Source organism: Enterococcus sp. NBRC 3427, assembly GCF_007996925.1.
Classification (GTDB): domain Bacteria; phylum Bacillota; class Bacilli; order Lactobacillales; family Enterococcaceae; genus Enterococcus_B; species Enterococcus_B lactis.
In genome coordinates, this window is the sequence record NZ_BJLL01000001.1 from 49,776 (window position 1) to 67,500 (window position 17,725).

Annotated in this window: 16 protein-coding genes; all 16 read right to left on the bottom strand. The window is 39.1% G+C overall.

Features of this window, described 5'->3' with window-relative positions:
- Positions 1-3 precede the first annotated feature (3 nt).
- Positions 4-2,802 carry an isoleucine--tRNA ligase gene (gene ileS, locus ESP02_RS00245; protein ID WP_002375264.1) on the bottom strand — a complete coding sequence of 933 codons (2,799 nt, stop codon included), beginning with the start codon at positions 2,800-2,802 and terminating at the stop codon, positions 4-6.
- A 260-nt stretch (positions 2,803-3,062) separates the two neighbouring features.
- On the bottom strand, positions 3,063-3,770 hold the full coding sequence (locus tag ESP02_RS00250) for a DivIVA domain-containing protein (RefSeq protein ID WP_002286622.1): 708 nt from the start codon (positions 3,768-3,770) through the stop codon (positions 3,063-3,065).
- Positions 3,771-3,790: 20 nt separating this feature from the next.
- Positions 3,791-4,573 carry an RNA-binding protein gene (locus ESP02_RS00255; protein WP_002375265.1) on the bottom strand — a complete coding sequence of 261 codons (783 nt, stop codon included), beginning with the start codon at positions 4,571-4,573 and terminating at the stop codon, positions 3,791-3,793.
- A gap of 48 nt (positions 4,574-4,621) precedes the next feature.
- The gene (locus ESP02_RS00260) at positions 4,622-4,900 is read right to left on the bottom strand and encodes a YggT family protein (protein WP_033583228.1); all 279 of its coding nucleotides are present in this window, start codon (positions 4,898-4,900) and stop codon (positions 4,622-4,624) included.
- A gap of 23 nt (positions 4,901-4,923) precedes the next feature.
- Positions 4,924-5,523, bottom strand: coding sequence for a cell division protein SepF (locus ESP02_RS00265; protein ID WP_002375266.1), 600 nt, complete (start codon positions 5,521-5,523; stop codon positions 4,924-4,926).
- Between the two features lie 13 nt (positions 5,524-5,536).
- Positions 5,537-6,214: a YggS family pyridoxal phosphate-dependent enzyme gene (locus ESP02_RS00270; RefSeq protein ID WP_002310280.1), complete on the bottom strand. Its 678-nt coding sequence runs from the start codon at positions 6,212-6,214 to the stop codon at positions 5,537-5,539.
- Positions 6,215-6,230: 16 nt separating this feature from the next.
- Positions 6,231-7,472 carry a cell division protein FtsZ gene (gene ftsZ / locus ESP02_RS00275; protein WP_002291854.1) on the bottom strand — a complete coding sequence of 414 codons (1,242 nt, stop codon included), beginning with the start codon at positions 7,470-7,472 and terminating at the stop codon, positions 6,231-6,233.
- Positions 7,473-7,494: 22 nt separating this feature from the next.
- Positions 7,495-8,820, bottom strand: coding sequence for a cell division protein FtsA (gene ftsA / locus ESP02_RS00280; protein WP_002291855.1), 1,326 nt, complete (start codon positions 8,818-8,820; stop codon positions 7,495-7,497).
- Positions 8,821-8,975: 155 nt separating this feature from the next.
- Entirely contained in the window at positions 8,976-10,208 is a 1,233-nt protein-coding gene (locus ESP02_RS00285; RefSeq protein ID WP_025478576.1) for a cell division protein FtsQ/DivIB, read from the bottom strand.
- Positions 10,209-10,222: 14 nt separating this feature from the next.
- Entirely contained in the window at positions 10,223-11,311 is a 1,089-nt protein-coding gene (gene murG / locus ESP02_RS00290) for an undecaprenyldiphospho-muramoylpentapeptide beta-N-acetylglucosaminyltransferase (protein WP_002375268.1), read from the bottom strand.
- Between the two features lie 25 nt (positions 11,312-11,336).
- Positions 11,337-12,698 (bottom strand): UDP-N-acetylmuramoyl-L-alanine--D-glutamate ligase, encoded by a 1,362-nt coding sequence (murD, locus tag ESP02_RS00295; protein WP_002315409.1) that lies wholly within the window; start codon positions 12,696-12,698, stop codon positions 11,337-11,339.
- 13 nt (positions 12,699-12,711) lie between these two features.
- Positions 12,712-13,674 carry a phospho-N-acetylmuramoyl-pentapeptide-transferase gene (mraY, locus tag ESP02_RS00300; protein WP_002375269.1) on the bottom strand — a complete coding sequence of 321 codons (963 nt, stop codon included), beginning with the start codon at positions 13,672-13,674 and terminating at the stop codon, positions 12,712-12,714.
- Positions 13,675-13,699: 25 nt separating this feature from the next.
- Positions 13,700-15,892 (bottom strand): penicillin-binding transpeptidase domain-containing protein, encoded by a 2,193-nt coding sequence (locus tag ESP02_RS00305; protein ID WP_002375270.1) that lies wholly within the window; start codon positions 15,890-15,892, stop codon positions 13,700-13,702.
- Positions 15,893-16,294 carry a cell division protein FtsL gene (gene ftsL / locus ESP02_RS00310; protein WP_002297992.1) on the bottom strand — a complete coding sequence of 134 codons (402 nt, stop codon included), beginning with the start codon at positions 16,292-16,294 and terminating at the stop codon, positions 15,893-15,895.
- Between the two features lie 4 nt (positions 16,295-16,298).
- Entirely contained in the window at positions 16,299-17,258 is a 960-nt protein-coding gene (rsmH, locus tag ESP02_RS00315; protein WP_002375271.1) for a 16S rRNA (cytosine(1402)-N(4))-methyltransferase RsmH, read from the bottom strand.
- Between the two features lie 20 nt (positions 17,259-17,278).
- On the bottom strand, positions 17,279-17,710 hold the full coding sequence (gene mraZ / locus ESP02_RS00320) for a division/cell wall cluster transcriptional repressor MraZ (RefSeq protein WP_002291870.1): 432 nt from the start codon (positions 17,708-17,710) through the stop codon (positions 17,279-17,281).
- Positions 17,711-17,725 lie beyond the last annotated feature (15 nt).

Genomic DNA, 17,725 nt, shown 5'->3' on the forward strand with positions numbered 1-17,725 from the left:
ATTTTACTTTTCTTCGAATCCTTCAGCTACAGCTTCGGGATAGAAGTCTTCAACGATTTTTGCACAACGACCGCATAGATGAGGAAGTTTTTCATCTACTCCTACATCTTTACGAACTTGACGACAGCGATCGCACGTTTCTCCGTCTGCTTTTTCCACTGTAATAGCAACATCATCAAATACCACAGCATTATCTGGCACTTGTACATCTGCTTCCATTACTTCAAAGTAGTCTGGGGAAACAATCAGCAATTGTGCAATATCTGCATCCAAAGCTTTTAACATTTCACGAACTTGTTGTTTTGGATAAACAGTTAGTTTTGCTTCCAATGATTTACCAATCAATTTGCTATTTCTTGCTTCTTCCAATGATTTTAAGACCTTGTCACGGAAATCCATGAAAGCAGCCCAAGTGTCCATCAATTCCTCTTGGTTTGCAAACTCTTCATAGCCAGGAAGCTCGCTTAACTGAACATATGCTTCTTCTTCTTTCAGGAATGACCAGATTTCTTCCGCCGTATGTGGAATGATAGGCGTCAATAGTTTCGTCAAAGCTACAGCTGTTTGATAGAAAACAGTTTGCATGCAACGACGTTGATAATCATCTTCTGCTTCAATATAAACCACATCTTTAGCAAAATCCAGGTAGAAGGACGATAGATCAACAGTCAAGAAGTTCATAACTGTACGGTAAATATGCATGAAATTATATTTGTCATATCCTTCTTCTCTGATTTCTTTGATTACTTGGTTCAATCGTACGGTCATGTATTTGTCTACAGAGCGTAAATCATTGTACGAAACAGTATCTTTTTTAGGATCGAAATCTTCTGTATTCGCTAATAAGAAACGCATCGTATTTCTGATCTTACGATATACCTCTGCCACTTGACTTAAGATATCCATAGATACACGAACATCTGCTTCATAATCGACACTAGATACCCACAAGCGAAGGATATCTGCACCAAATTGTTTGATCACTTTTTCTGGTGCAATGATATTTCCTAAAGATTTACTCATCTTACGGCCTTCGCCATCTAAAGCAAATCCTTGCGAAATAACTGATTTATATGGTGCTACGCCATTGATAGCCACACTTGTCGTGATACTTGAGTTGAACCAGCCACGATATTGGTCTGATCCTTCTAAGTACATATCTGCTGGGAATGATAATTCTGGTCGTTGACGTAAAACAGCTTCATGAGAAGAACCAGAATCAAACCAGACATCCATGATATCTTTTTCTTTTGTAAATTCGCCATTAGGAGAACCTGGGTGAGTAAATCCTTCAGGAAGAAGTTCTTTTGCTTCTTTTTCAAACCAGATGATTGATCCATGTTCAGCGAATAATTTTGCTACATGTTCGATTGTTTCTGGCGTGATGATTGCTTCACCATTTTCAGCATAGAAAATCGGAAGCGGCACTCCCCATGCACGTTGACGAGAAATGACCCAGTCGCCGCGATCACGGATCATATTATATAAACGTGTTTTTCCCCATGGAATAACCCAATCTACTTTTTCTACTTCATCCAAAATATTCTGACGGAATTTATCGATAGATGCAAACCATTGTGGAGTTGCACGATAAATCACAGGTTTTTTCGTCCGCCAATCATGAGGATAACTATGGGTAAAGAAATCTAGTTTCAGCAAAGCTCCTTTTTCCTTTAATAAATCAGTAATCATAGGATTTGCTTTATCATAAAAGATTCCTTCAAATCCAGGAGCTTCTTCTGTAAACAACCCTTTTGAGTCTACAGGTGACACTACAGATAGTTTATATTTGCTACCGGCGATATAGTCATCTTCCCCGTGTCCTGGAGCAGTATGGACTAATCCAGTACCAGCGTCTAAAGTAACATGGTCACCTAAAATTACGAGCGATTCACGGTCATAGAATGGATGACTTGCAGTCATATATTCCATTTCTTGGCCAGCAAATTCTTTTAGAACCGTTACATTTTCCCAACCGATTTCTGTTTGAACTGTTTCTAGCAAATCTTTTGCTACAACAAACTTACGGCCATCAGCTTCGACCAGTACATACGTAAATTTGGGATTTACAGCAATACCTTGGTTTGCTGGCAATGTCCATGGCGTTGTCGTCCAAATGACGAAAGCTGTATCTTCATCAAGGATGCCTTTGCCGTCTTTGACATTGAAAGCTACAAAAATAGATGGGGATTTTACATCTTTATATTCAATTTCAGCTTCCGCTAAAGAAGACTCACTTGACGGAGACCAGTAAATGGGTTTCAATCCTTTGTAAATATAGCCTTTTTCAGCCATTTTACCAAATACGCGTACTTGTGCAGCTTCATACGAAGGGTCTAATGTGACATAGGGATGTTCCCAATCTCCTGCAACCCCTAGGCGTTTGAAATCTTCTCGTTGCTTATCTACTTGGGAAAGTGCATATTCACGACATTTTTCCAAATATTCTGCCATGGACATTTCTTTACGTTTCACGCCTTTATTAGCCAACACTTGTTCGATTGGCAATCCATGTGTATCCCAGCCTGGAACATATGGTGCGCGATAGCCAGACATTGATTTTGAACGAATGATAATGTCTTTACTGATTTTATTCAATGAGTGCCCTAAATGGATATTACCATTGGCATAAGGAGGTCCATCATGAAGAACAAAGCTAGGTTTTCCTTCGTTCAATTCTTGTCTTTTTTGGTAGATTTGATTTTTTTCCCATTCTTTTTGCCATTCGCCTTCTCGGTTTGGCAAATTACCACGCATAGGGAATTTTGTTTTTCCTAATTGCAAGGTTTCTTTCATTTTCATTCAACCATTCACTCCTTCGTTTATTTTCCGGACACAAAAAGGCATGTTCAGCCGCAAGGGACGAACATGCCGTGGTACCACCCAAATTTAGTTGCATCTATCTAATGCAAACTCTCTGTGACCAATAACGAGGTCAGCCGCTGCTTCTTACTCTAGTTTCAGAAAAGCAGTCTCAAGTAGAGGATCTTTCACGATGCAGTGTCTTACCGATCTTCCACTCTCATCGGCTCGCTTTAAGAATAACAAAGTGCTTTTCTGTTCTACTCGTTTTCATTTTCACCAGGTACGATTGAGATATCGATAGCCTGTGTATCAAATGCCGTCATAGGTGCTTCTATGACTCCTGTGTCTGAGTTTACATCAGTATCATTTTCGTTGTCAAGCTGTTTTGCTAAAACTTCTTTGATCACTTCGTGGCTGTCAGTCACATAGCTAGAGAATGGTTGTAAAATTTCGTCCCATTCTGGGCTTTTCACTTGTTCCAATTGAGATTCAAGCATCAAGCTGATACGTTGATGGAATACTCGTGTCTTTTTCTTAAGATCTTCTGTTTCTGTCGCAAGCTGTCTTGCTTTTTCTGTTGCATCTGTCAAGATTTTTCTTGCTTTTTCTTCTGCATCAGTTGTTAATTGGTGTGCACGTTTTTCAGCATTCGCAACTAACTCATCTGCTTTGTTTTGTGCAGAAGTAACGATCACTTCAGATTCTTTACTTGCACTTGTTTTTACTTTATCCGCTGTGTCTTGAGCTACGATGATCGATTGGTTCAATGCATCTTTCAATTCATTGAAATACTCAAGTTTTTCTTCTGAATGTTTGACTGCTTTTTCTAATTCACGGTTTCTTTGAGTCAATTCTTCGTAGTCACGAACAACTAAATCTAAGAAATCATCTACTTCGTCTTGATTATATCCCCGCATTTTTGTTGGGAATGTCTTATTTTGGATATCTAATGGAGTTAAAGCCATGAGTAAACCACCTTTTTATTTTATTTACGTAATACACCGAACAACACCCTGTACTTTTCTTTTTTCGTCTTCCCCTCAAGTTCTTGGATCTGGACTCTGCCGTAACCCCTGACTGAAATAATATCTAATAGTTCAAGTACAAAATCAGGTCTTGTATTTTCTGTCCAATTCACTTTTACTTTACCAGCTTCAATTAGCTGCTTGGACCGCTGTCTGGAAATATTATAAATCTCAGAGATCACACTGTCCAGTCGCATGGAACTAACTGTTCCTCTTTCTTGTGTCCAGCTGTCTTTCGGCAAAATCATTTCTGTGTATTTGATTGGTTCCAAGCGTACAGCAACTTTTCCAATCTTTGTTACTTGTGTAGCAACAAAATGATCCACCTCATTTGCAATAAATACTTGCCAGCGATCGCCATCTGAGATGATATCGCCAAAGTAAGAGCGTTTGATACCCGTTCCCACTAAAGTCCCAAGGATTTTCCCATGACTTAGACTGGCAAATTTGCTAGGATAATGGATTTCATACAATGCTGTTTCAAAATCTTCCTCTACAGGTTCGTAATAATCGGGGAAAATCAAACATCTTTTTCTTTCTGCCTGTTCATATCCACCATAAAACATGAAACGCAAATCACTACTTTGCCGAATCAGTGTTTCTAAAATATAGGATTGTCTGGGGTCAAGAAATTCAGTCAGATATGGCGCATATTGTCCTTGAACTTGTTCAATCCAATCACCTACTGAGTCGATAAATGTACGTTCATCTGCCCGAAAGTGCTGGTATACATTTGCATCCAAAACTTTCCCCTCCTATCTATTCTGAGAATAAAGATTTTGTTGCTTGAATCAATAAACTAAATGGATAGTTATCCATATAACGATCTGTGCTAATCCTTGTACGGCTAAGTTCAAGATTAGAATGGCCCCTAAAATCGTGAAATCCAAAGGACCGATTCTTAAAGGCAGACGATCGAATAAACTGATATACGGTTCACAGATCTTAGCTAAAAACCGTCCTAACCCTGATTGATAACCGCCTGGAAACCAAGAAAGCAAAGCATATACCATCAAGATAATGCTATAGAAATAGGCTGCCCGTTGAATTAAATGAAGTAATAGCGCAATAATATAAATCGTAGTTCCTCCTCTTACAGATCAAACAAATTCGCATCTGCAAAAGATTGAGCGGTTGAACTGTCAATCTCCATCCCTGTCGGTGTACAAAGAAAAATCTCATCTCCAACGCGTTTGATATCTCCATCTAATGCATAAACTGTTCCTGTTAGAAAATCAACGATTCTTCTCGCTTGCTTTTCTTCCACTAAATGAAAATTCACTAAGGTTGCTTCACCAGCGATGATTCGTTTAGCAATCGCCATCGCTTCAGAATAAGCTCTTGGTTCCATCACAGTGATTTTTCCCGCAAGATTTGCTTTAGGTTGTGTAGCCGTTCTTGAAGCTGTTCTTTCTTTTGCTACAGTTTTTGTAGGTGATTGATGTAGTTCAATTACTTTTTTCTTTTCAGCCGGCTGAATACTTTCATGCGTTACAGGACGTGAAGTCGCCGTTTTTTGTTTCTCATGAGTATTCGCAGCAGATACAGAATGAGATGGTTGATTCTGTGTTGTATTTTTTTTAGTTGGCTGTACAGCCTTTTTTGTTGTTTCAGGATAATCTTGGTATTCGTACTCTTCCTCATCAGCTAATCCGAAAAAATTAGCAATTGCTCCTCTGTTTAAAAGCGGCATTTTTGTTCCTCCTTTATTCGTCTTTGAATAGCGCTGTTCCTACACGGATAAATGTTGCACCTTCTTCAATCGCAATTTGAAAATCCTGACTCATCCCCATGCTTAATTCATTACATGGTGCATGGGCATAACCTTTTGCTTGAACAAGATCACGCAATTCTTTCAGCGTACCAAACACTTTATGGATTTGCTCATCAGAAGCTTCTTTAGGCGCCATAGTCATTAACCCAACAACCTTGATTTTTGTGCAGGCAGCTAAAGATTCCACAAACGGTAAAAGCTCATCTGGTGAAATTCCATGTTTTGATTCCTCACCAGAAACATTTACTTCAATAAAACAGGATAATTCTTTCTCTAACCGCTTCTGGATTTCTTCTGCTAATCTTAAACTGTCCAACGCATGAAAGTAATCAATTTCATTTACAATCAATTTTACCTTTCTGCGCTGTAAATTACCAATTAAATGCCACTTTATTTCGGGAAAATCAAATAAATCTTGTTTCTTTTGTAATAGTTTATCTACTCGGTTTTCTGCACAATTCATAACGCCAGCTCTGACCAATTCTTCAGCTTGAGCTGATTCAACAGATTTTGTTACAGCTACTAATGTAACTTCTTTCGGATCACGATGAACAAGAGCACACGAATCCTGAATTTCTTGCTTGATTTTCTGCAAGTTGTCAGCAATCATGTGCTCTTCCTCTCCTTTATTTTTTACGACGGAAAAACGGTGGCGTATTTAATTCATCATCGCCATGAGATTTTGTTTCTTCGCGGTTGAATGTATCAAATTCTTTTTTTTCGATATTGTCAAAATTGGAATCATCAACTCTAGGACGAACATTTTGTTCACGTCTGATATCCCAATCGCCAAAACTGTTTTCTTCTTCTGCAGAAGTTGGTTTAGCTTGATCCATATCTAATACAGTCTTTTGAGCAGGTGATTGCATTTGTGCTTGTCTAGCTGGACGGCTAGACTTGCGCTCCTTTTTTGATTCATCGATACCTGTTGCGATGACCGTCACGCGGATTTCATCGCCCATTTCTTCATTGATAGATGTACCTAGAATAATATTTACATCACCAGTTGCTGCATTTGCTACGATATCTGAAGCATCTTGTGCTTCAAACAATGTCATATCCAAACCGCCTGTGATGTTAAGAAGTACTTGTTCCGCTCCATCAATAGATGTTTCAAGCAATGGAGAGGAGATTGCTTTTTTCGTTGCTTCTACTACGCGATCTTCTCCACTAGCTACACCGATCCCCATCAATGCTGTACCTTGGTTTTCCATCACTGTTTTCACGTCAGCAAAGTCAAGGTTAACGTAACCTGGTGCCGTAATCAAGTCAGAGATACCTTGTACACCTTGACGTAAAACGTTATCTGCTTCACGGAAAGCTTCAAGCATTGGTGTCTTTTTATCTACAACTTCCAGTAAACGGTTATTTGAGATAATCAATAATGTATCCACATTTTCTTTCAAACGAGCGATACCTTCTGCAGCAAAACGGCCACGTTTAGGTCCTTCAAAAGTGAATGGACGTGTAACGACACCAACAGTCAATGCGCCCAGTTCTCTAGCGATCCCTGCAACGATTGGTGCAGCACCTGTACCAGTTCCTCCACCCATTCCTGCAGTGATGAAAATCATATCTGCACCGTCTAAAGCTTCGCGTAAGGATTGTTCACTTTCTTCTGCCGCTTTTTGTCCAACTTCTGGTTGAGAACCAGCACCTAAACCACGAGTATATTTTGGTCCTAATTGGATAACTGTTTCAGCTTTTGAATTTTTTAATGCTTGCACGTCTGTGTTGGCTGTAATGAATTCAACACCTTTGACGTTTTCTTCAATCATTCGGTTCACAGCATTTCCACCGCCACCGCCGACTCCGATGACTTTGATTACTGCGCCGTCATTGATATTATTATCAATTGAGAATTCCATATCTTATTCCTCCCAGGATGAATTAATCAAAAATATTTGTAAAGAAACCCTTGATTTTATTTTTTACATTTTCTCCGGATTCTTTTGGTTCCGGCTCATCGTAGACTGTTTCTTCAGGTGCTTCATAGCTTTCATATGTGTTTGTTGTTTCTTGTTCAACTACCATTTGGCGAGCTGCTGAGGTTTCACCTGTAACAGCAATTTTTGCCAATTGATACACTTCGCTCAAGTTTGCTGAATAATCAACGATACTTATTACATTTGTAAATACCGGGTTTCTCAGTCCCATGTGATTTGGAACATACAGTTTCACATTTACGCCGAAGATTTCTTGTGCCAAGTCCACAACACCTGGAAGACTAGCAGCTCCGCCTGTCAATACGACGCCACCTGGCAACTCTAATGCTTCGATTTGGTCCAATGCATCTTTTGCTTTGTTGAAAATCTGTTCCATACGAGCTGAAATAATTTCTGACAAATAGCGTTCATCGACTTTCACTGGTTCTGACTGACCAATTACATCTACTGGAAACTCTTCATCTGGTGATGTCCGTTCTGGATATGCATCCCCGTAATTTATTTTCAACGCTTCTGCATTGTTAAAAGACGTATTTAATACAATAGAGATATCTTTAGTGACAAACTCGCCACCTTCTTGGTCGAGACTGGTAAACTTCAATTGCTTATCATGCATAACAGCCGTTGTCGTTTGGCCACCACCCATATCAATAACAATCGTACCAAAATCTTTTTCTCCGTCAGAAAGAATTGATTCTGTCAGCGCTAAAGGAGTAATCACCATTTCATTGACGATTAATCCGGCATTTTCCACACATTTACGTATGTTATGGATGATCGTTTTTGGTCCGGTAAACAACAGACCGTACATTTCTAATCTTACGCCGATCATTCCACGAGGGTCTTTGATCCCCTCGAATCCATCGACAGTAAAATCTTGTGGCAAAATTGACACGATTTGACGTTCAGGAGGTATTGAACGAACAAGGGCAGCAGAAGCCACATTTCTGACATCTTCATCGGTGATTTCCTTTGAATCTCCGTTAACTGCAATCATTCCCTGGCAATTTTCTACTTCAAGCATGTTTGCTGGCAAACCGACACTTACGCCTTTGATCTGGATACCTGCTTTTTCTTCTGCTTGTCGTACTGCTCGTTGTATCGCTTGGACCGTTTTATCGATATCAACGATAATGCCTCGGTTAATCCCTTCTGATTTTGCGTTTCCTACTCCAATAATATTCATTTGGCTGTCGATATATTCAGCCACGACAACTTTAACAGATGTCGTTCCAATATCAAGGCCTACATACATTCCTGTTTTTGCCATGAATGGGATTCCCTCCTACTTACTATTCCATATACAAGCGAACAACTAGCGTCCGTTTTAAAATATACTTATTAATAGATATATTCACTGCTTTCAATTCTACCATAAATTACTGGTTTTTAGAAAGTACATTCTTACTTTTTAAAGTTGTTTTATCAATTTTCATTTAAACTTGACGGAGTTGTACTTGGATTGTCTTCTATTTGACTTGCTTCACTTGAATTATTTGAATCAGATGAGCCGTTTGTATCAGACGATTCAGGTGTATCTGCTGCTTGCGTTTCTGCCTCTTCACTTGACCCATTTGTTTGATCCGCGTTTTCTTCACTTCCGGTTGTTTCTTCCGCTTGGTCCGATTCTGCCGTTTCTTGAGTACTGCTGTAAGGATATGAGTAGATGCCAACTTCCATGTCGATCACACCTTTTTCATCCATGTCTTTAGCTACTTGCGAATAATATTTCATTTGGTTCGCAAGATTATTGATATTTACAATGACTTGATTGCCATCATTCATGTTCAATTGGATCAGGTTTTTATTACTTGCTCTTGGTGTATACTTGATTTCAGAGATTGCTTTTTGCAATTCTGATGATAACTGATTGTATTGCTTTGTTAATTCTTTGATTTTTGCTGAATCTTTGAACTCTTCCAAGATAGGGAGATTTTTTGTAGGATTTGCTACTTTTTCATCTAATACTGTTCCATTTTCAATTACTGGATAGTATTGATTATCTTTTGCAATCAAAGCGATTTCTTTATATTCTGTCACATCCAAATCGAACTCATTTATCCCTTTGAAGTGTATAGCTGCTTTTTCGATTCTCGGCTGTGCTTTTTTTAGCCGTTCGATATAAGTGGATCGATCGAAATACTGCCCCCAGACATTTTCTCCCAATGACAATTTGGTATCAGAGATGATTTCCTGACTGTTGACTACCTTATTACCTGACACTGCAACTGCTTGTAGCTTGCTATAAGGAGAAACATAATAGATTAAAAAAATCAGCGGTATGCCCAATACAGTAATAATCAATGCTAACCGACGAAACAGTACTTTGTGCCTTTGACTTTTTAAATTGGGGAGACGATTCAAAAAAGAACCGTTATACGGGCCACCGTTTTTCTTTTGCTTAATCTCTTCAAAAAATTCGATTTTTTTCTCGGACTGGCTTTCTGACTGGCTTGTTTCTTGCTGTTCCTCTTGAACCGTTCTTTCTTCTTCAGAATCTGAAAGGGGTGTGTCTAATGGTGTGTCTTCTTTTTTTGGCTCTTGGTTTTTCATCCCTTGTTCTGCCAGATATTTTCGGTTAGCCTTTTGCCAAGGAGTCAAATTGTTTTCATCAGAAGACGAATGAGACAATTTTTTAGGTTCTTTTTTCTTACTCACTAAGACCACCGCCTTTATTTTTTGATTATTTGATTCACTACGTCATAAAGACGTTTTGAAGCATCAGGGATGCCTTGTTCTTTAGAAGCTCGGCACATTTGCTTTTGCAATTCTTCGTCATCCATGATTTCGTTAATTGTCTGACTTAGTGATTCACCCGTTAGCTCATTATCCGCAATCATTTTTGCTGCTCCTGCATGAACAAGACTCATTGCATTTTTAGTCTGATGATCATTCGTAACATATGGACTGGGAACCAACACTGCCGGAAGCCCCAAAGCTGTAAATTCTGCGATCGAAGTTGCACCAGCACGTCCCACCAGCAGATCGCTCGAAGCCATGACTTCTGCCATGTTTTTGATGTAAGGCTGGACACTAATGTTTTGTATTTCAGGATTTATTTTATTTAGGATTTCTTCATAATATCTTTCTCCTGAAGCATATAAGACTTGATAAGATGAAGGAATATATTCACTTAAAAAAACCGATACCGCTTGATTGATTTTAAGTGCTCCTTGACTGCCGCCAAAAATCAAGACTGTTTTCTTTTCTGGATCCAACCCAAATGTTTTCAAAATATCTGATTTTTTAGTATCTGCTACTTCTTGTGCTCGAGGATTACCTACAAGGACTGATTTGTTTTCAGGAAAAAAAGGAGCCGCATCTTTGAATGAAAGAGCGATCCGATCCACATATCGGCTTAAAAATTTATTGGTAACACCTGGTACACTGTTTTGTTCATGGATAATAGTTGGAATTCCCATTTTTGCTGCAGCATACACTACCGCTCCGGAAACATATCCTCCAGTACCGATAACGATATCTGGTTGAAAATCACTGAGGATTTTTTTTGCTTGACGGATACTCTTAAGAAACAATCGGATTGTCTTGATATTATGCATGGAAATTTTTCGTTTAAAGCCTTGAATCTCCAAAGTATGGAAAGGCATTCCTGTATCAGGGACAATTTTATTTTCCAGACCACGGTTTGCTCCCACATACATGAATTCAGCATTCGGTTCTTGAGTCTTCACATAGTTGACAAAGGCAAGAGCTGGATAAATATGTCCTCCCGTTCCTCCGCCTGTAACCAAAATTTTCATTTTTTATCGCTCGCTTCTACTTTTTCTATTTTAATTGATTCACTGCTTCCATGAATCGGTTTCCTCTAGTTTCAAAATTAGGGTATTGATCCCAGCTGGCATTCGCTGGTGATAATAAAATCACATCACCATCTGTACTGTTTTCTAATGCTAAAGGAACTGCTTGTTCTACAGAATCGGCTGTTACTATCGTCTCGATGCCTGCTTTTTTTCCAGCATCAATCAATTTTTCTTTTGTTTGACCAAATACGATCATTGCTTTGATTCCTTTTAATGAAGGAACTAATTCATCAAATGTATTTCCTCTATCTAATCCGCCTGCCAATAACACGACCTTAGCCGTTTCAAATCCGCTTAGAGCCATTTTAGTCGCTAAAATATTGGTTGCTTTTGAATCATTATAAAATTTTCTGCCTTGGATCTCTCCTACATATTGCGTACGATGTGGCACGCCATGGAATAAATGCAACGTTTGTCGTATAGCTTCATTTGATACACCATACAATTTTGCTACAGTAATAGCAGCTAGCGCATTTTCTACATTATGCGTACCTGGTACGCCAAGTTCAGAAATTTCCATTATTTTTTCTTTTCTATAATAAATTGCGTGATCGTCAGCATACACACCGTCTTCCAACACTTCTTTTGTCGAAAAAGGCAGGACCCGTGCTTTTGTTCTTTGCGCTAATTCTTGTAGTTCTGACTGATTCCAGTTAAGAACCAGATAATCTTCAGCTGTCATATTTTTTTGAAGGTTCCATTTAGCTTTGACGTATTCTTTTCTTGTCCCATGATAATCAATATGTGCTTCATAAATATTGGTGATCACCGCTATATGAGGATGGAAATCTGTGATTCCCATGAGTTGAAAACTAGATAACTCCATCACGATTTTATCTTCTGGTTTCGCTTCTTGCGCGACACCACTTGCTGGATACCCAATATTTCCTGCTAGACGTGCAACTCCTTTGTCTACGCCTGCATTCAGTAGTAGTCCAGTCATCGTTGTTGTCGTGGTTTTTCCATTCGTTCCTGTAATCCCAATAATTGGGCATTCCGCTACTTCGTAAGCTAGCTCCACTTCCGTAATTACCGGAATACCCATTTCTTGGGCTTTTGCTACTAAAGGATGGCTGTAGGGAATCCCAGGATTTTTGACCATCAACGAAAATTCTTCATCTAGCAATTCGATTGGATGACTACCTGTTATTACTTTTATCCCTAAAGAAAGCAATTCTTGTGCTTCCGGATTTTCATCAAAAGGTTTTCCGTCATTAACGGTGACAAGTGCGCCCAATTCATGTAATAATTTGGCCGCACTTACTCCGCTTTTTGCGAGTCCTAAGACAAGCACTTTTTTATTTTCATATGTTGATATTTTTTTCATTTCCCGTCATCTCCTACCAAACGATCCATAATGTGATCAATGAAGTCGCAATGCTGATAAACCAAAAAACTGTATCAATCTTCCACTCCGACCATCCGCACATTTCAAAATGATGGTGGATTGGAGACATTTTAAAAATTCGTTTTCCCGTAAGTTTAAAGGATGTAACTTGAAGCATCACACTTGCAGTTTCCATAACATAAATCAAGCCAATCAAAAGCAATGTCCACTCTTGGTTCAGCATCATAGAAATTGCCGCTAAAAGTCCGCCCAAAGCTAATGAACCGACATCTCCCATAAAAATCTTGGCAGGTTTCCGGTTATAGACGAAGAATCCAAGTAAACCACCTAAAACACTGAGACAAATGATTAATACATCATACTGATGCTGATGCCAAGCAATCAGACCGTAAGCTGCAAAAGAGATGCTGCCTAAGCCAGCAACTAATCCATCGATACCATCCGTCAGATTGACCGCATTTGAAAATCCAACAAGCCAGAAAATAGCGAAAATCCCATAAATGATTCCTAAAGGCAGATCCAGCCCAAAGAAATTCAATACACCTGGATAGCCTTCAGAACGGTAAACAAGATAAAAGATGATTCCTCCTAGAATCTGTCCAATCAGTTTCTGTTTCGAGTTCAGCCCCATGTTTCTTTTCTTGAAGATCTTTATAAAATCATCAAGAAACCCAATTACTCCATATAATGCTAATACAAAAAGCAAGATGAAAAGAGTAGGAGTCAGCTGTTTTTGCCAAGCTCCAACCCAAATCCCTGTCAAAATAGAGCCAATCAGAAACACTAAGCCGCCCATTGTAGGAGTTCCGGCTTTGATATTGTGCCACTTTGGTCCCTCCTCGCGAATCGCCTGACCTTGCTTTTTCATTTGAAAGTAACCAATAAATAGCGGCATTGCGGCAATCGTCATTGCACAGCTGCTGACAATGGGAATCAATGCTTGTGTCCATTCCATGCTCTTTTCTCTCCTATTTCTCTTCTTATTCTTCTAAAGTAAAATTAAGTTTGTCTTTTGTGATTTTTTCATATGGAGCAAGTTCTTGTTTGACACAATAACCATCCCCATCAAAACTAACTTCGATACCAAGGATTTTCCCTAGCTTCATGATATCTGCTTTTGACCATCCCGTTACATCAGGCATCAGCTTGTCGCCACCAGTGTATAGAATCAGTTTTTCTCCAGAGATCAACTGATCACCGTTGGCAGTAGATTGTTTTTGTACTTTTTTCCCGTTACCGATAACGACAGGTTGCAGTCCGCTTTTTTGAGCATCCGCTGCTGCAACATCTGCTTCTAGATTACGATAATCGGCTACGGATACTTTTTCTGTTTTGGTTTCTGTATCCGCATCTTCTTCAGTTTCTTTAAAATCCATTGCCCGTTTCATCAATGGATTTGCGATTTTAGCCAAAGCCATTCGATCATATGTCTTAGGATGTTTCATTGTTAGATACAAGACATAGTCTGGATCTTCAGAAGGAACCATCTCCACAATCGAATACAGGTAGGCTGTATCTCCTGTTTGATATCCCCCTGTATCAGAAGCGATTTGGGCTGTTCCGGTTTTTGCCGATACGTTGTATCCAGGTACACTATATACACCATAAGCACTACCGTAGTTTTCGCTTTCGACAACATCTCTCATATATTCACGGACTTTTTCTGTTGTTTCTTTTGAAAAAGGTTGACCTAGAACTTCTGTTTGAGTTGTTCGCTCTTCTCCAGTTTGAGGATCCACTACTTTGCTGATATATCGAGGTTGAATCATTGTACCGTTATTCGCAATAGAAGTGAAAGCTTTCATCATTTGGAAATTCGTCACACCTATCGCTTGTCCATAAGCACTCATTGCTCGGTCGACAATATTTGATGTAGGCAAAGCACCATTTACTTCGTCATCTAATCCAGAATGGGTACTTTGTCCAAATCCTAGTTTTTGTAAATAATTATACCATCGTCCGCCTAATCGCTGTTCCAGTATAACCATCCCGACGTTACTTGACCATGAAAGAGCTTGACGCATGGTCAGCACACCTTTTTCACCAAAGTCATGGTCATTGATCGTCGCATCTTCTACTTGGATTTTTCCAGATTGGAAGGTTTCATTCTCATTGAATTCTCCTTCTTCGATAGCGGCTGCAGTAGTGAAAACTTTCATGGTTGATCCTGGCTCATAACTATCTTGTACCAAGAAATTACGCCAGATAGCATCTTCTCCAGTCAAACCTTCCATTGTTTCGGGATTGAAAGTAGGACGCTGCCCCATTGCCAAAATCTCTCCAGTTTTTGCTTTCATCAAGACTGCTGTCAATTCTTCCGGTTGATATTCTTCATTTACTTGATCCATCAGTGTTTCCAAATAACTTTGTAGTCTGCTGTCCAAAGTCGTGTAGATATCTTGTCCATCGACAGCTTTTTCTTCTTCTGCTACTGTACCTGGCAGAGGATTTTGAAAATTATCTTTTTGATAAATAATCTTACCATCTTTACCGCTCAAAATATCATTGTAAGCAGACTCCAAACCTAGTTTACCTACTAAGCCATTCTCATCTTTGTCTGGAACTGCGTATCCGATAAAATGAGAAGAAAAGACGCCATTTGGATACATCCGAGCCTGATGGTCGACAAAGTAAAGACCAGCGACACCTTCTTTTTTCATGTCTGCTTCGATGTTTTGCTTGGTTTCTTGGGAGATATTTTTCCCATAGCTACCAAATTCAACTTGATACAGCTCTTTTTTTGCGCCGTCTTCTAAAATATTCAGTGCATCTTTTTTGTCTATAGAAAGATTCTTATGCAGGATTTCTGCTATTTTATCAAAATTCTTTTCTTCGACATACAGTTTTTTATCCCCAGAAGTATATGTTTTTGAGAGTATCGCTTTAATTGAATAAGAGGAGGCATCTTCTGCGAGCGCCACACCGTTACGATCATAAATCGTTCCTCTTTTTGCTTTTACTACTTCACTTCCTTGGTACAACTGTTTTGTTTTTTCAGCTAATGAGGTACCAGCAACATGACCTCCAATAACGATATACGAGAAACGGACGGCAAATAAAAAGAACAATCCAATACTCGTAGCAAATAAAATGATACCTACTTTTTTGCGATTGTTCATCGGATTTAGATTTTTCTTTTCCAAAAACCGCCGAATTTTATTTTTAAGACTCATTTACTTCACTTTCCTTAAATTGTCGTCGTTAATAGACAATCCTTTTTCTTCTGCGATTTGTTTAATCCGTTCAGTACGAGAAAGTTCATTTTTTTCTTGTTCTAAACTCGTTTTTTCTTGCTTTTTATCATTGATTTCTGTTTGTATTGACGTGATTTCTTTTTCAGCTCCGCTGATATTTGTACGCAACATGACTGTTAACACACACAAAGCAACAATAGCAATCGCCACGCTTGCCACAGCAATTTTTTCCAAAGCAGAAATCTGCTTCAATCGTTTTGCTGGTGATTGTGGAAGAATGATTTCTTGATTCGAAGAAGAATCTGGCATTTGTTGTTCTGGCTGATCCACCAATTCAGGTAAATCATATTCGTACTCTTGCATTTTCTTTAATTCTGCCATCATTCTACTCCTCTTTCATTCTTATTTTTTCTGCAATACGTAACTTTGCACTGCGTGATCGATTGTTTTCTGCTAACTCTTCCTCTGAAGGAAGGATTGGTTTACGAGTAATGACTTTCAGTTCCGGTTGAAATTCGTCAGGTATGACAGGAAGTCCCGGTGGTAAATCTTGTACCGTACTATATTCTTTAAACATACTTTTGACAATTCTGTCTTCTAATGAGTGGAATGTAATCACACTGATTCTTCCATTGACTTTCAATAACCGGATTGCCTGTTCTAAAGAGGCCTCTTCGGCACCAAGTTCGTCATTTACTGCAATCCGCACAGCTTGAAAAATTCTTTTTGCAGGATGCCCGCCTTTTCTTCTTGCGGGAGCTGGGATGACTTGTTTAATGATTTCGACAAGCTCACCAGTTGTTTGGATTGGTTTTGTTTTTCGTACTCGTTCGATTTCACGAGCAATTTGTTTGGAAAATTTCTCCTCGCCATAGCGGAAGAAAATCTTTACTAATTCATGGTAGGAATATTCATTAATTACGTGATAAGCGGATAAAGGAGCTGACTGATCCATACGCATATCCAAGGGTGCATCTTGATGATAACTAAATCCACGTTCTGCTTCATCTAGTTGAGGAGAGGAAACCCCTAAGTCATACAAAATACCGTCTACCTTATCTACATACTCACTCAAACGTTCTTCTAATTCTCTGAAATTCGCTTTGATAAATGTGACCATCCCTTGTTCGACATAAGAAGCCAAACGCAGCTTGGCGTGATCGATTGCTTTTTGATCTTGGTCAAACGCATACAGGTGCCCTTTAGAACTTAGTTGGCTCAATAAATATTCACTATGTCCGGCACCGCCGAGTGTACAGTCTACATAAACGCCATCCGGTTTGATGTTCAATCCATCTACCGTTTCTTTCAACATGACTGTATAGTGTTGAAATGTTTCAGTCATTAGTCAGCCTCTTCCTATTCTTATAGTCCGAAATCAATCATATTTTCAGCAATTTCGTCAAAATTCTCTTCTGCTTCTGCAGAAAAATCTTCCCATCGTGTCTCATCCCAAATTTCAATTCGGTTAGATACACCGATGATTACGCACCCTTTTGTCAAAGCTGCATAATTTCTTAACGTGCTTGGTATATTGATCCGTCCTTGTTTATCAAGTTCGCATTCAGTGGCAGCCGAATAGAAGAATCGCACAAATGTACGTGCGTCTTTTTTAGCCAACGGCATTTCGTTCAGCTTAGCTTCCAGATTTTCCCATTCGCTCATCGGATAGCCGAAAAGACAACCATCCAATCCGCGTGTCAGAACAAACTTTTCGCCAAGTTCTTCACGAAGTTTTGAGGGAACGATTAAACGTCCTTTTGCATCAATATTATGTTGGAATTCACCCATCAACATTGAAAGCCCCCCATT

Bases quoted from the DNA above. Each gene is read 5' to 3' on its own strand.
- ileS (WP_002375264.1), bottom strand. From the start codon at position 2,802: ATGAAAATGAAAGAAACCTTGCAATTAGGAAAAACAAAATTCCCTATG.
- ESP02_RS00250 (WP_002286622.1), bottom strand. From the start codon at position 3,770: ATGGCTTTAACTCCATTAGATATCCAAAATAAGACATTCCCAACAAAA.
- ESP02_RS00265 (WP_002375266.1), bottom strand. From the start codon at position 5,523: ATGCCGCTTTTAAACAGAGGAGCAATTGCTAATTTTTTCGGATTAGCT.
- ESP02_RS00270 (WP_002310280.1), bottom strand. From the start codon at position 6,214: ATGATTGCTGACAACTTGCAGAAAATCAAGCAAGAAATTCAGGATTCG.
- ftsZ (WP_002291854.1), bottom strand. From the start codon at position 7,472: ATGGAATTCTCAATTGATAATAATATCAATGACGGCGCAGTAATCAAA.
- ftsA (WP_002291855.1), bottom strand. From the start codon at position 8,820: ATGGCAAAAACAGGAATGTATGTAGGCCTTGATATTGGAACGACATCT.
- murG (WP_002375268.1), bottom strand. From the start codon at position 11,311: ATGAAAATTTTGGTTACAGGCGGAGGAACGGGAGGACATATTTATCCA.
- murD (WP_002315409.1), bottom strand. From the start codon at position 12,698: ATGAAAAAAATATCAACATATGAAAATAAAAAAGTGCTTGTCTTAGGA.
- mraY (WP_002375269.1), bottom strand. From the start codon at position 13,674: ATGGAATGGACACAAGCATTGATTCCCATTGTCAGCAGCTGTGCAATG.
- ESP02_RS00305 (WP_002375270.1), bottom strand. From the start codon at position 15,892: ATGAGTCTTAAAAATAAAATTCGGCGGTTTTTGGAAAAGAAAAATCTA.
- ftsL (WP_002297992.1), bottom strand. From the start codon at position 16,294: ATGGCAGAATTAAAGAAAATGCAAGAGTACGAATATGATTTACCTGAA.
- rsmH (WP_002375271.1), bottom strand. From the start codon at position 17,258: ATGACTGAAACATTTCAACACTATACAGTCATGTTGAAAGAAACGGTA.
- mraZ (WP_002291870.1), bottom strand. From the start codon at position 17,710: ATGTTGATGGGTGAATTCCAACATAATATTGATGCAAAAGGACGTTTA.